The following is a 12,839-nucleotide window of genomic DNA, read 5'->3' as shown; positions in this document are numbered from 1 at the left end:
GCTCCGCGTGCCCGTACGACCGGCGCCGGCCGTACGGAAAGCGGGAGCCCGCCGGTCGGAGCGGGCCGTCCGGGGGGATCAGGAGCGGCCCGGGTGTCCGCGGGCGCGGCGGGTGCGGTTGTCGCCGGCCAGCGCGGCCGCGGTGTTGACGATCGACACGTGGCTGTAGGCCTGCGGGAAGTTGCCGAGCTGGCGGTGGCGGGCGGCGTCGTACTCCTCGGCGAGGAGGCCGACGTCGTTGCGGACCGCGAGCAGCCGGTCGAACAGCTCCCGGGCCTCCTCCCGGCGGCCGATCAGTGCCAGGGCGTCGGCCAGCCAGAAGGAGCAGGCGAGGAAGGCTCCCTCTCCTCCGGGCAGGCCGTCCGCTTCCTCGTCGGAGCGGTAGCGCTGGACGAAGCCGTCCTCGGACAGCTCGCGCCGTACCGCGTCCACCGTCCCGGCGACGCGGGGGTCGCCCGGCGACAGGAAGCCGAGTCTGGGAATGAGCAGGAGAGCGGCGTCCAGTCCCGTCGAGCCGTAGTACTGGGTGAAGGTGTTGCGGCCGGGGTCGTAGCCGCGCTCGCAGACGTCCCGGTGGATCTCCTCGCGCAGCGCCCGCCAGCGGTCCGCGGGGCCGTCGCGGCCATGGTTCTCGACGGCGGAGATCATGCGGTCCGCCGCGACCCACGCGAGGATCTTGGAGTGGACGAAGTCGCGGCGCGGGCCGCGCGTCTCCCACAGCCCGTTGTCGGGCTTGCGCCAGGCGCCCTCCAGGTAGTCCATGAGGACGAGCTGGAGGTCCCACGCGTCGTCGTCCGGTCTGAGCCCGGCGTCGCGGGCCAGCTCCAGGCAGTCCATGATCTCGCCGTAGACGTCGAGCTGGAACTGGGCGGAGGCGGCGTTGCCGATCCGCACCGGCTGCGCCCCCTCGTAGCCGGCGAGCCAGTCGGGGTTCCACTCCGGGATCCGGCGGCCGCCGTCGAGGGTGTACATGGTCTGGAGGTCGGCGGGCTCTCCGGCGACGGCCCGCAGCAGCCAGTCGCGCCAGGCGGTGGCCTCGTCGTCGTACCCGGCGCGCATCAGCGCCTGCAGGGTGAAGGTCGCGTCCCGCAGCCAGCTGTAGCGGTAGTCCCAGTTGCGGGTGCCACCGGGCCGTTCGGGCAGGGAGGTGGTGGGGGCGGCGACCAGGCCCCCGGTGGGGGCGTAGGTCAGCGCCTTGAGGGTGAGGAGGCTGCGCCGGACGGCCTCGCCGTACTCCCCGTCGTAGCGGCAGCCTGTCAGCCAGCGGTTCCACATCCGTTCGGTGGCGGTCAGGGACTCCTCGGCGTCGGTCCGCTCGGGGCGGGGCAGCCACGACTCCCGCCAGGTCAGCACGAACGGCACCCGGTCCCCGGCGGAGACGGTGAAGGCGGCGGTGGTGCGGTGGGCCTCCTTGTCGGGGCACAGCGGGACGGGACACTGGAGCCAGGCGGCGTCCGGACCCGCCACGACGGCGAGCCGGCCGCCCTCGTGGCGGAGCCAGGGCACGATGTGGCCGTAGTCGAAGCGCAGCGTCAGCTCGGTGCGCATCTCGACCCGGCCGTGGACGCCCTCGACGATACGCACCAGGTCGGGCGCCTGGCCGCGGGCCGGCATGAAGTCCACGACGCGCACGCACCCGTCCGGGGAGTCCCATGTCGTCTCCAGCACCAGGGTGTCGCCACGGTAGCGGCGTCCGGTGCAGGTCTCCCGGCCGGTCGGCGCCAGCAGCCAGCGTCCGGCGCGCGGGCCGTCCAGCAGCGCGGCGAAGCAGGCCCCGGAGTCGAACCGCGGCAGGCACAGCCAGTCCACCGAGCCGTCCCGCCCGACCAGGGCGGCGGTGTGCATGTCGCCGATCAGCGCGTAGTCCTCGATCCGCATCCCGTGCTCCCTACCGATCCGTCTCTCTGCCTCCCGCGGCTCCGTTCTGTGCGTCCTACCGGTTCGTCCGGTTCCTCCCGCGGCTCCGTCCTGTGCCTCCAGCCGGTCTCCGACGGCTCCGATGGCTCCGATGGCTCCGATGGCTCCGATGGCTCCGATGGCTCCGATGGTCAGGCGACGCGGTGGCCGGCGGCGGCGCCGGGCCGCAGGGTCAGGCCGTGGCCGGGCGTGTCGGCGCGGGGGCGCGCGGTCCCGCCCGCGGGGTCGGCGGCGCCGTCGAACAGCTCGGCCTCGATGCGCGCGTGGTCGTGGAACCACTCGACGTGGCGCAGGCCGGCGGTGGCCGCGGCGGCGGGCAGGTGCAGGTTGGGTGCGCAGTGCGCGGACACCTCCAGGTGGTGCCCGGCGGCGATCGCCGCGGCGCCGAACCAGCCGGTGTAGCCGCCGCAGCGGGTGGCGTCGACCTGCAGGCAGTCCACGGCGCCCGCCTGGCACATCCGGGTGAAGTAGGTCAGGTCGCTCCCGTACTCGCCGGCGGCGACGTCGGCGCCGATCCGTTCGCGCACGAGGCGCAGCCCGGCCAGGTCGTCGGAGGAGACCGGCTCCTCGAACCAGCTCACGCCCTGGCCCTCGAGGAGCGGGGCCAGCCGTACGGCCTGCTTGGCGGTGTAGCCGCCGTTGGCGTCGACGTACAGCTCGGCTCCGGGGCCGACGGCCTCCCGGGCGACGGCGACGCGGTGCAGGTCGCGGTCCGCGGCGGCACCTCGGGACTCGCCGATCTTGATCTTCACCCGGGGGATGCCCAGCTCGTGGGTCCAGTGCCGGAGCTGGGCGCGGGTGGTGTCGTCGTCGTAGGTGGTGAACCCGCCCGACCCGTAGACCGGCACGTCCGGGCGGGCGGCGCCGAACAGGCGGGTGAGCGGCGTGCCCAGCAGCCGGGCCTTGAGATCCCACAGGGCGACGTCCACCGCGGAGATCGCGTATCCGGCGATCCCGGGACGGCCGGCGTTGCGCACCCGGCGGGTCATCGCCGTCCAGGCCGCGGGGATGTCCATCGCGTCGGAGCCGGTCACCGTATCGGTCAGGACCTCGGTGACGAAGGCCGCGGCGGCCGCGGGCGCGTAGGTCCACCCGGTGCCGACGGCGCCCTCCGCTCCGGCCTCGACCACCACCAGCGTCGTCGCGTCCCAGGCCAGCGTGCCGTCCGCCTCGGGGCGGTCGGCCGGCACGCGGTAGGCCGCGGCGCGTATCTCCTTGATCGCCGTCATCGTGCCCCCTCTCCGCCGGGCGTTCCACCGGACGTCCTCCTCCGTGGGCGTCGCGACGGCCGCTCTCTCCGCCGGGCGCCCTCCTTCGTGAGCGTCGCGGCGGACCCCTCTCTGCCGAGCCTCCCGCCGGAGACCGAGCCGCCATATCCCCGGAATATTTGATTAACGGCAAATTTCAGTAAAAAGCGAGATTTTCCATCCGGTGAATGTTTGGCGGCACCCACCCGGCGCACGCTCGCGGGTATGACCGACATCGCCTCGGAAGTCCTCATCGAGCGGCTGGCCGCATGGGGAGTCGACACCGTCTTCGGGCTACCCGGCGACGGCATCAACGGGATCATGGAAGGGCTGCGCCGCCACGCCGACCGGGTCCGGTTCGTCCTCGTGCACCACGAGGAGGCCGCCGCGTTCATGGCCGCCGGCCACGCCAAGGCGACCGGCCGGATCGGGGTCTGCCTGGCGACCTCCGGGCCCGGCGGCATCCACCTGCTCAACGGCCTCTACGACGCCAAACTCGATCACCAGCCCGTGCTGGCGATCACCGGCATGCAGGAGACCAGCGTGCTGGGCACGGGCTACCAGCAGGAGGTCCACCTCGACCGGCTGTACGCCGACGTCGCCGACTACAACCTCGTCGTGGACAACCCGGCGCAGCTTCCCGGGGTGGTGGACATCGCGATCCGCACCGCCTACGCCCGGCGCGGCGTGGCCCATCTGTGCCTGCCCAACGACGTGCAGGTGGCCCCGGCCGACGCCGATCCCTACCGGCACGTCGCCCCGGCGCGGCCCCCTGCGACCGCGCCGATCTACCTGCCCGCGCCCGGCGTGCCCCGCCGCGAGGACCTGGAGGCCGCCGCGGAGGTGCTCGACGCCGGTGAGCGGGTCGCGATCCTGGCCGGCGCCGGCGCCCTGCACGCGCGGGAGGAGGTGCTGGCCACCGCCGACGTCCTGGGCGCCCCGGTGATCAAGACGCTGCCCGGCAAGGCCGTCATCCCCGACGACTCGCCCTACTCGGTCGGCGGGATCGGACTGCTGGGCACCAGGCCCGGGGAGGACCTCGTCGAGGACTGCGACACCCTGCTCATGGTCGGCACCAACTTCCCCTACACCAAGCACCTGCCCGAGCCGGGCGAGGTGCGCGTGGTGCAGATCGAGGCCGACCCGTCGCGGGCCGGCGTGCGCATGCCGACCCAGGTGCCGATGATCGGCGACGCGAAGGAGGGGCTGGCCGCGCTGCTGCCGCTGCTGAGGCGTAAGGACGACCGGAGCCACCTGGAGAAGTACCGGCGGGCGATGGACCGCTGGCGCGCCGACATGGCGGCCCTGGAGTCGCCCGACCGCGACCCGATCGCCCCGCAGTACCTGATGGGCTGCGTGGACCGGGCCGCCGCCGACGACGCGATCCTCACCTGCGACTCCGGCACGATCGCCACCTGGGCGGCGCGGCACTGGACGATCCGGGGCGACCGGCGCTTCTACCTGTCGGGCAACCTCGCCACGATGGCGCCCGGCCTGCCGTACGCGATCGCGATGCAGCACGCCTTCCCCGGGCGGCAGGTGATCGCGTTCGTCGGCGACGGCGGCTTCGCGATGCTGATGGCCGAGTTCCTCACCGCCGCGCAGCACCGGCTGCCGATCAAGGTCGTGGTCAACAACAACAACTCCCTCGGCCAGATCCTGTGGGAGCAGATGGTGCTCGGCTACCCGGAGCACGGCGTGCGGTTCGCCGAGCCGGCCTCCGACTTCTCCGCCTGGGCGCGCTCCTGCGGGGCCTACGGCCGCAAGGTGAAGGCCCCCGGCGACGTCGAGGAGGCCGTACGGCAGGCGCTCGCGCACGACGGTCCCGCCCTGGTGGACGTGGACGTCAACCCCAACGAGCCGCCGATGCCCGGAAAGGTCGGCCACGACCAGGCGGTCAAGTTCGCCGAGGCGTTCCTCAGGGGGCAGCCGCACCGGGCGGCGATCGCCACCACCCTGTTCAAGGACAAGATCTCCCAGTTGGGGAGGTGAACGCGATGAGCCCGGTCGTCCCGATGCCGTCGCCGGTCACGGCCCGCCCGGCCCAGCCGTACGTGCGGGTGCGCGACCTGGAACGCGACCTGGCCGCCCGGGTGGACGGCGAGGTGCGGTTCGACCCCGGAAGCCGCGGCGCCTACTCCACCGACGGGTCCAACTACCGGCAGGTGCCGCTGGGCGTGGTGGTGCCCCGCACGGTCGAGGCCGCCGCCGAGGCCATCGCGGTCTGCCGGGAGCACGGCGCGCCCGTCACCTCGCGGGGCGGCGGCACCAGCCTGGCCGGGCAGACCTGCAACGTCGCCGTGGTGATCGACTGGTCGAAGCACTGCGACCGCCTCGTCTCCGTGGACGCCGACGCCCGGACCTGCGTCGTCGAACCGGGGATCGTGCTCGACGTCCTCAACGCGCGACTCGCGCCCACGGGGCTGATGTTCGGGCCCCGGCCCTCCACGCACTCCCAGTGCACGCTCGGCGGGATGATCGGCAACAACTCCTGCGGATCGACCGCGCAGGCGTACGGCAAGACCGCCGACAACGTCAACCGCCTGGAGGTCCTCACCTATGACGGCACCCGGATGTGGGTCGGCGCGACCGACGAGGAGGAGTACGCGCGGATCCTCGCCGGGGGCGGCCGGCGCGCGGAGATCTACCGCGAGCTGCGGGAGATCGTCGCCGCCGACGCCGGGGAGATCCGCCGCCGCTTCCCCGACATCCCGCGGCGGGTGTCGGGCTACAACATCGACCAGCTCCTGCCCGGCGGCGACTTCAACCTGGCCAGGGCACTGGTCGGCTCCGAGGGCACGCTGGTCACCGTCCTGCGGGCCGAGCTGTGCCTGGTGCCGGCCCCGGCCGCCGAGAGCCTCGTCCTCCTCGGCTACCACGACATCGTCACCGCCGCCGACGCGGTGCCGCGCATCGCCGCCCACCGTCCGCTCCAGCTTGAGGGCGTCGACGACAAGCTGATCGACTACGAACGGCGCAAGGGCATGCACCCCGAGGCGGTGAAGCGGCTGCCCGAGGGCGGCGGCTGGCTGATGGTGTCCTTCGGCGCCGCCTCCCAGCGCGAGGCCGACGAGCGGGCCCGCGCCCTCACCGACGACCTCCGCGGCACCGGACACGAACCGCACATCGCCTTCTTCGACGACGAGAAGACCGAGAAGCAGCTGTGGGAGCTCCGCGAGTCCGGCCTGGGAGCCACCGCGCGCGTCCCCGGCATGCACGAGACGTGGGAGGGCTGGGAGGACTCCGCCGTGCCGCCGGAACGGCTCGGCGGCTACCTGCGGGACCTGCGCGCCCTCCTGGAGGAACACGGGTACGGCACCGCCTCGCTGTACGGGCACTTCGGTCAGGGCGGCGTGCACACCCGCATCCCGTTCGACCTGGTCACCGCCGACGGCGTCGCCGCCTTCACCTCCTTCCTCGACCGGGCCGCCGACCTGGTCGTCTCCTACGGCGGGTCGCTGTCGGGGGAGCACGGCGACGGCCAGGCGCGCGGGCAGCTGCTGCCCAGGATGTTCGGCGACACGGTCATGGCGGCGTTCGGCCGGGTCAAGGCGGTGTTCGACCCCGATGACCGGATGAACCCGGGGAAGATCGTCGCTCCCTACCGGGTGGACGAGAACCTGCGGCTGGGCACCGGCTGGACCCCGGCCGACCCGCGCGTCCACTTCGGCTACCCCGACGACGACGGGAGCTTCCAGCGCGCCGTCATGCGCTGCGTCGGCGTCGGGAAGTGCCGCCGGCACGACGACGGCGTCATGTGCCCCTCCTACCGCGCCACCCGCGAGGAGGAGCACTCCACCCGGGGCCGTGCCCGGCTGCTGTTCGAGATGCTCGGCGGCCACGCCGACTCGCCGATCGGCGACGGCTGGCGCTCCGAGGCCGTACGGGACGCCCTCGACCTGTGCCTGGCGTGCAAGGGCTGCAAGCACGACTGCCCGATGAACGTCGACATGGCCACCTACAAGGCCGAGTTCCTCTCCCACCACTACGCCCGCAGGCTCCGCCCGGCCGCCCACTACTCGATGGGCTGGCTGCCGCTGTGGGCGCGCCTGGCCGCACTCGCCCCGCGGGCGGCCAACGCGCTCGCCCACGGGCCCGGCACGGCGGCGCTGCTCAAGCGGCTGGGCGGTGTGGAGCCGGCCAGGAGCCTGCCGGTCTTCGCCGGCACCCGTTTCAGCGACCGGTACCGGCGGCGCGGTCCGCGCGGCGCCGGGGAGCGCGGGCCGGTGCTGCTGTGGCCCGACACCTTCACCGACAACTTCACCCCGTGGATCGGCCTCGCCGCGGTGGACGTGCTGGAGGACGCCGGGTACCGCGTCCTCGTCCCGCCCCGCACACTGTGCTGCGGGCTGACCTGGATCTCCACCGGCCAGCTCGGCGTGGCCAAGCGGGTGCTGCGCCGTACCGTGGGCGCGCTCACCCCGCTGCTGCGCCGCGGCGTGCCGATCGTCGCGCTGGAGCCGAGCTGCGCCGCCGTGTTCCGCGACGACGCCGCCGGGCTGTTCCCGCACGACCGGGACGTGACCCGGCTGGCCGAGCAGACCCGCACGCTGGCCGAGCTGCTCGCGGGGACCGAGGGGTGGGAGCCGCCGCGGATCGGCGGGACGGCGGTCGCCCAGCCGCACTGCCACCACCACTCGGTCCTCGGCTACGACACCGACCGCCGTCTGCTGGAACGCGCCGGAGTCGACCTCGGCGTGGTCGGCGGCTGCTGCGGCCTCGCCGGGGACTTCGGTTTCACCGCCGGCCACCACGAGGTGTCGATGGCCTGCGCCGAGCAGGAGCTGCTTCCCGCCGTGCGCGCGGCCGGGCCGGACACGCTGATCCTGGCCGACGGGTTCAGCTGCCGGACCCAGCTCGAACAGGCCGGAACCGGCCGCCGGGCGCTGCACCTGGCGGAGGTCCTCGCCGCCGGTCGGGACCGGGAGCGGAATCAGGACCGGGACCGGGACCGGGCGGAGGGGGTACGGGCGGACGGGACGCCGCCGGACGGGACACGGGCAGACGGGACACGGGCAGACGGGACACGGGCAGACGGGACACGGCCGGTTCGGGGCGGGAGGTGAGAACCGTGGACCACGGGGAACGCACCACGTCAGTGACCGCCACGGGCCGCGCCCCCGGGACCGCGGAGAACGCGCCGCGCGGACGGTCGCCCGGGGCCGTATCCGCCGGGAGGCCCCGGCGCCCGCGACCGGCGGACCACCCGAGAAAGGCGCGATGAACACCGACGAAGCCCGCGACGCCGCCGCCGGACCCCGGAACGGCCTGGCCACGGCGGTCTGGCGGGTCGAGGAGGCGTCGCTCGCCCTGGTGGAGATGACGCTCAACGCCGTCGCCGAGGACAGCGACCTGTCGGTCACGCAGCTGCGTGTACTGCTGGCGGTCGACCGGCACGGCCCCCTCAACCTCAGCGCGCTCGCCGCCCACCTCGCCATGTCGGTCTCCGCCGCCGGCCGGCTGGTCGCCCGGCTCGACGACGCCGGGCTGCTCACCCGCCTGCTGGCCCCGCACAGCCGCCGTGAGATCAGCATCGGCGTCACCGAGGCCGGCCGCCGGGCCATCGGACGTCTGCGCGCCGCCCGCCGTCGCCGTATCGCCGCCGCGCTGACCCGCCTGCCGCCCGGCACCCGGCAGGCGCTCGCCGGAGCCCTCACCGAGTTCACCGCCGCCGCGCGGACCGGCGAGGAACCCGGCGGCGGGGCCGCGCGAGATCCCGGTGACGGAACCGCGCAGGACCCCGGTGACGGGGCCGCGCGGGACCCCGGTGACGGAACCGCGCGGGACCCCGGTGACGGAACCGCGCAGGACCTCGGCGGCGAGGCCGCGCAGGATCTCGGCGGCGGGGCCGCGCGGGACCCGCTTCCGCCACCCGAGGACGCCGCCGGGCGCGCCTCGGACCCGACGCGTACCGACCGGACCACCAGGAGGAACCAGTGACCACGCGAGCGCTGACCGTCGTACCGCAGCAGAAGGACTCGCTGGCGGTGACCGACGTCCCCGACCCGGAGCCCGGCGAGAACGACCTCCTCGTGGACGCGCTCGCCCTCGGGGTGTGCGGGACCGACCGGGAGATCGCCGCCGGTGACTACGGCACGGCGCCGGACGGACGGGACCGCCTCGTGATCGGGCACGAGTCCCTGGGCCGCGTACGGCGGGCGCCGGACGGCAGCGGGTTCTCCGAGGGTGATCTCGTGGTCGGCGTGGTGCGGCGCCCCGACCCGGTGCCCTGCGGCGCGTGCGCGCGCGGCCAGTTCGACATGTGCCGCAACGGCCGCTACACCGAGCGCGGCATCAAGGATCTCGACGGTTACGGCAGCCGGTCCTGGACCGTGGAGGCCGACTACGCGGTCAGGCTCGATCCGGGGCTCGGCGAGGCCGGCGTGCTGATGGAGCCGACCAGCGTGGTGGCCAAGGCGTGGGAGCAGATCGAGAAGGTCGGCGGCCGGTCGTGGTTCGATCCGGAGACGGTGCTGGTCACCGGCGCGGGACCGATCGGACTGCTGGCCGCGCTGCTGGGCGTGCAGCGCGGCCTGGACGTCCACGTCCTGGACGTCGTCACCGAGGGACCCAAGCCGCGGCTCGTGGCCGACCTCGGGGCCACCTACCACTCCGGCGACCTCTCCGACGCGGCCGCCGCCGCCAAGCCCGACATCGTGATCGAGGCGACCGGGGTCAGCAAGGTCGTCTTCGACGCCATCACCGCCACCGTGCCCTACGGCGTCGTCTGCCTGACGGGCGTCTCCCCGTACGGGCGGCGGCTGACGGTCGACGCGGGCGGCCTGAACCGGGAGATCGTCCTGGAGAACGACGCGGTGATCGGGTCCGTCAACGCCAACCTCGGCCACTACGCCGCAGCAGCCGAGGCGCTGGCCAAGGCCGACCGCGACTGGCTGGGACGGCTCATCACCCGGCGGGTGCCGCTGGAGCGGTTCGCCGAGGCGTTCGCCGCCGAACCCGAGGACGTCAAGGTGGTCATCACCTTCGAGGACTGATCCGCGAACCCGAGGCGGCGGGCGCCCGGCCCGCCGCCCTGCGGGGCTGTGGGGGCTGGACCCGCTGGAGCGCCTCGGCCGGCCAGTCCTGCAGGCTCGCCGCGGCCTCGAAGGTGGACTGGGCGAAGTCGAGGATCGCCCCGCGGGGGTCGGGGGCGTTCCTGACGTCGTCGTAGCGCAGCACGAACTCGCCGAAGGCGTCGTCGTAGCGGGCCGCCTCGGGCAGGACGGGCCGGTCACGGAAGCCGGGAGGCTCGGGGTAGGCGTAGGAGTAGAACACCGGCTGGTCGATCCGGGCGCCGTTGATCCACGTCCCGCCCGGCCAGAAGCCGAGGTCGCTCTGCTCGGCGTTGAAGCTCAGCCTGGTGACGGGATCGGCGCCGGACGGCGGCTCGGCGGGCCGGCCGGAGTAGCGGGTCGTGGACAGGTCGAACGCGCCCCAGTAGAACTGCACCGGGCTGCACTTGCCGGCGAACCGGGCCCGGAACTCGGTGAAGACCTCCTCCACCCGCAGGAGCACCTGCCAGAACCGCTGGACCTGCGCCGCCTCGTAGGTGGCGTGGCGGTCGTCCCGGTCGAACCGTACGGGGTCGGCGAACTCGACCGGCATCGTGCGGATCTCGACGTCCACCCCGAGGTGGGCCAGGGAGCGCAGGACCTCGGCGTAGAAGTCGCGCACCGAACCGCCCAGCGCGATCGTGCGGCGCCCGCCGTCGGAGGTCTCGATGTGCAGGGAGTGGTCGAGCAGGTCGAAGCAGATCTCGAAGGTGCGCTCGCCGTACGGGATCGGGCCGGTGGAAAGGCCCCGGGCCGTGAGGTGGAAGGCCACCTGCCACCAGTGGTTGACCATCGGCCGCAGGGCGAGCGAGATCTTCCCGACCACCTGCGCGTACATGTGCAGCGTGTCGTAGGTGTGCTGCCATCCGCTCACCGGCAACGCCGGCCAGCCGTTCCCACGTTCGGCCATCGCACCGTTCCTCTCTTCCTCTCGTCCTCCCGCCCCGGATGCCCGGGACGCCGGAGTCGCGTCACCGAGCCTCGGGTTCCGGGGGCTCGGGTTCCGGGGGGCCAGGTTCCGGGGGCTCGGGTTCCGGGGTCGCGGCACCGGGGGCCGGGTTCCCGGGGCGTCCGGGGCCGTGCTCCGCGCGGAGCAGCTCCACGACCGCGCCGATGTCGGCGTCCCCCCAGCCGCTCGCGGCCGCCTCCTCGTAACGGCGCTCGACCGTCCGGGCGATCGGCAGGTCGAGGCCGAGCGACCGGGCGAGCCCGATCACGAGCCGCAGGTCCTTGGCGCCGAGGCGCGTCGTGAACCAGCCCTCGTGGTCGCCGTGGAAGATGTCGTCGAGCCGGTTGTGCACGCCGGGGGCGACCGTCGGCCACTGGTAGAGGAAGTCCTGCATCATCCTCTCGTCGAGCCCGGCCGCCTGCCCGGTGGCGACCACCTCGGAGAGCAGCGCGACGCCGGACATGAGCAGGTGGTTGTTGAGGACCTTGTAGATCAGGCCGGCGCCCGGGTCCTCCCCGCAGTACCACTGGACCGAGAAGACGTCGGGCCACAGGGACCGGATCCGGTCCATGACCTCCCGGTCCCCGCTCAACAGCCCCATGGCCTGTCCGGCGGCGAGCGCGGCCGGTCCCCCGACGACGGGAGCGGCCACGAACCGGTGCTCCGGCGTCATCTCCCGCAGTTCCCGGGCCGTGTCCGGCGACACCGTGCTCATGTCGACGACGACCGGCGGGTCGGGGCCCATGTGCGCCGCGAGACGGGTCAGGACGTCGCGGCACGCCCGGTCGTCGGTGAGCGTCATCAGGACGGCGTCGGCGTCGCGGGCGGCCGCCTCGGGGCTGGACGTCTCCTCGGCGCCCGCCCGGACCAGCTCCCCGGTCCGGCCCCGGGTACGGTTCCAGATCCGCACCGTGTGTTCGCGGGCGAGCAGCCGCCGGGTCAGCGCCGTGCCCATCCGCCCCGCTCCCAGCACCGCCACCCGCATGTGCCGCTCCCCCCAGGCCGCCGGTTCCGCGGCCGTCCGGTCGTCCCGCTGCTCCGTCGCCTGCCGTCCGGTCGTCCCGCCTGTTCCGCCCGTTCCGCCCGTTCCGTCACCTGTCGCTCCGCCGTCCGGCGGCCGCCGCTCCCGGGTTCCGCCGTCCCGTCCCGCCGCGACCGCCGGCGGTCGTCAGACCGCCTTCTCCACCTCGTGCCCGTGCACGATCAGGGCGTAGATCACCAGGACGTCGATCGCGATGACGATCAGGGACCACCAGGGATAGGCGGGGATGAAGAGCATGTGCTCGATGGCGTTCAGCGCGACGAGCACGACCGCCACGACGCGGGCCCACGTCTGCCCGGTGATGAGGGCGATGCCCACCGCGATCAGGAGGATGCCGAGGATCAGGTGGATCCACCCCCACGCCGGCAGGTTGAGGAACACCACCTGGTCGCCCGTCTGCACGTAGAGTGCGCCCCGGAAAATGGCCGACAGGCCCGTGATGACGTTGAAGACGCCCACCAGGATCATCATCACCGCGGCGAACCATATCCAGCCGAGCCAGCCGCTCGCCCGCGCGCCGTATGCCATGCCGACCCCCGTTTCCCGCGGGTCCCCGTGAGGGCCGTTCCCGCGCGGCGTCCGTACCCGGCACAACGGAGACGTCGATGCCGGTGAACAGCATCTGCTAAGAG

The 12,839-nt window shown here is 73.8% G+C and carries 9 protein-coding genes; 4 read left to right on the top strand and 5 right to left on the bottom strand.

The genetic code is table 11. From position 1 onward, the window contains the following. Window positions 1–78: 78 nt before the first annotated feature. Window positions 79–1,878, bottom strand: coding sequence for a glycoside hydrolase family 15 protein (locus AB0D67_RS11940; RefSeq protein WP_362932702.1), 1,800 nt, complete (start codon window positions 1,876–1,878; stop codon window positions 79–81). 170 nt (window positions 1,879–2,048) lie between these two features. Then, entirely contained in the window at window positions 2,049–3,146 is a 1,098-nt protein-coding gene (locus AB0D67_RS11935; RefSeq protein WP_362932700.1) for an enolase C-terminal domain-like protein, read from the bottom strand. 243 nt (window positions 3,147–3,389) lie between these two features. Here AB0D67_RS11935 and AB0D67_RS11930 point away from each other — a divergent pair, with 243 nt between their 5' ends. The 4 genes from AB0D67_RS11930 to AB0D67_RS11915 all read left to right on the top strand — a co-directional run bounded on the left by AB0D67_RS11930 (window position 3,390) and on the right by AB0D67_RS11915 (window position 10,159). Continuing rightward, on the top strand, window positions 3,390–5,156 hold the full coding sequence (locus AB0D67_RS11930; protein WP_362932698.1) for a thiamine pyrophosphate-dependent enzyme: 1,767 nt from the start codon (window positions 3,390–3,392) through the stop codon (window positions 5,154–5,156). Window positions 5,157–5,179: 23 nt separating this feature from the next. After that, a complete protein-coding gene (locus tag AB0D67_RS11925) occupies window positions 5,180–8,230 on the top strand; it encodes an FAD-binding and (Fe-S)-binding domain-containing protein (protein ID WP_362932832.1) in 3,051 nt (1,016 codons plus the stop codon). 154 nt (window positions 8,231–8,384) lie between these two features. Next, window positions 8,385–9,104: a MarR family transcriptional regulator gene (locus AB0D67_RS11920; protein ID WP_362932696.1), complete on the top strand. Its 720-nt coding sequence runs from the start codon at window positions 8,385–8,387 to the stop codon at window positions 9,102–9,104. Continuing rightward, a complete protein-coding gene (locus AB0D67_RS11915; protein ID WP_362932694.1) occupies window positions 9,101–10,159 on the top strand; it encodes a glucose 1-dehydrogenase in 1,059 nt (352 codons plus the stop codon). The genes AB0D67_RS11920 and AB0D67_RS11915 overlap by 4 nt, the downstream gene beginning before the upstream one ends. Here AB0D67_RS11915 and AB0D67_RS11910 read toward each other — a convergent pair. From AB0D67_RS11910 to AB0D67_RS11900, 3 genes are all read right to left on the bottom strand, one after another. After that, window positions 10,143–11,126, bottom strand: a complete 984-nt coding sequence (locus tag AB0D67_RS11910; RefSeq protein WP_362932692.1) for a DUF5996 family protein — start codon at window positions 11,124–11,126, stop codon at window positions 10,143–10,145. The genes AB0D67_RS11915 and AB0D67_RS11910 overlap by 17 nt on opposite strands. 61 nt (window positions 11,127–11,187) lie before the next feature. After that, the gene (locus tag AB0D67_RS11905) at window positions 11,188–12,150 is read right to left on the bottom strand and encodes an NAD(P)-dependent oxidoreductase (protein WP_362932690.1); all 963 of its coding nucleotides are present in this window, start codon (window positions 12,148–12,150) and stop codon (window positions 11,188–11,190) included. 183 nt (window positions 12,151–12,333) lie between these two features. Beyond that, window positions 12,334–12,735 carry a hypothetical protein gene (locus AB0D67_RS11900; RefSeq protein WP_362932688.1) on the bottom strand — a complete coding sequence of 134 codons (402 nt, stop codon included), beginning with the start codon at window positions 12,733–12,735 and terminating at the stop codon, window positions 12,334–12,336. Window positions 12,736–12,839: the final 104 nt, after the last annotated feature.

Origin of the sequence: Streptosporangium sp. NPDC048047 (assembly GCF_040653115.1) — a bacterium.
In the GTDB taxonomy this organism is placed as follows: Bacteria; Actinomycetota; Actinomycetes; order Streptosporangiales; family Streptosporangiaceae; genus Streptosporangium.
The sequence above is the reverse complement of the archived record's forward strand: the minus strand, read 5'-3'. Positions and strand labels throughout refer to the sequence as shown.

Bases quoted from the DNA above. Each gene is read 5' to 3' on its own strand.
- AB0D67_RS11910 (WP_362932692.1), bottom strand. From the start codon at position 11,126: ATGGCCGAACGTGGGAACGGCTGGCCGGCGTTGCCGGTGAGCGGATGG.
- AB0D67_RS11935 (WP_362932700.1), bottom strand. From the start codon at position 3,146: ATGACGGCGATCAAGGAGATACGCGCCGCGGCCTACCGCGTGCCGGCC.
- AB0D67_RS11940 (WP_362932702.1), bottom strand. From the start codon at position 1,878: ATGCGGATCGAGGACTACGCGCTGATCGGCGACATGCACACCGCCGCC.
- AB0D67_RS11930 (WP_362932698.1), top strand. From the start codon at position 3,390: ATGACCGACATCGCCTCGGAAGTCCTCATCGAGCGGCTGGCCGCATGG.
- AB0D67_RS11905 (WP_362932690.1), bottom strand. From the start codon at position 12,150: ATGCGGGTGGCGGTGCTGGGAGCGGGGCGGATGGGCACGGCGCTGACC.
- AB0D67_RS11920 (WP_362932696.1), top strand. From the start codon at position 8,385: ATGAACACCGACGAAGCCCGCGACGCCGCCGCCGGACCCCGGAACGGC.
- AB0D67_RS11900 (WP_362932688.1), bottom strand. From the start codon at position 12,735: ATGGCATACGGCGCGCGGGCGAGCGGCTGGCTCGGCTGGATATGGTTC.
- AB0D67_RS11925 (WP_362932832.1), top strand. From the start codon at position 5,180: ATGCCGTCGCCGGTCACGGCCCGCCCGGCCCAGCCGTACGTGCGGGTG.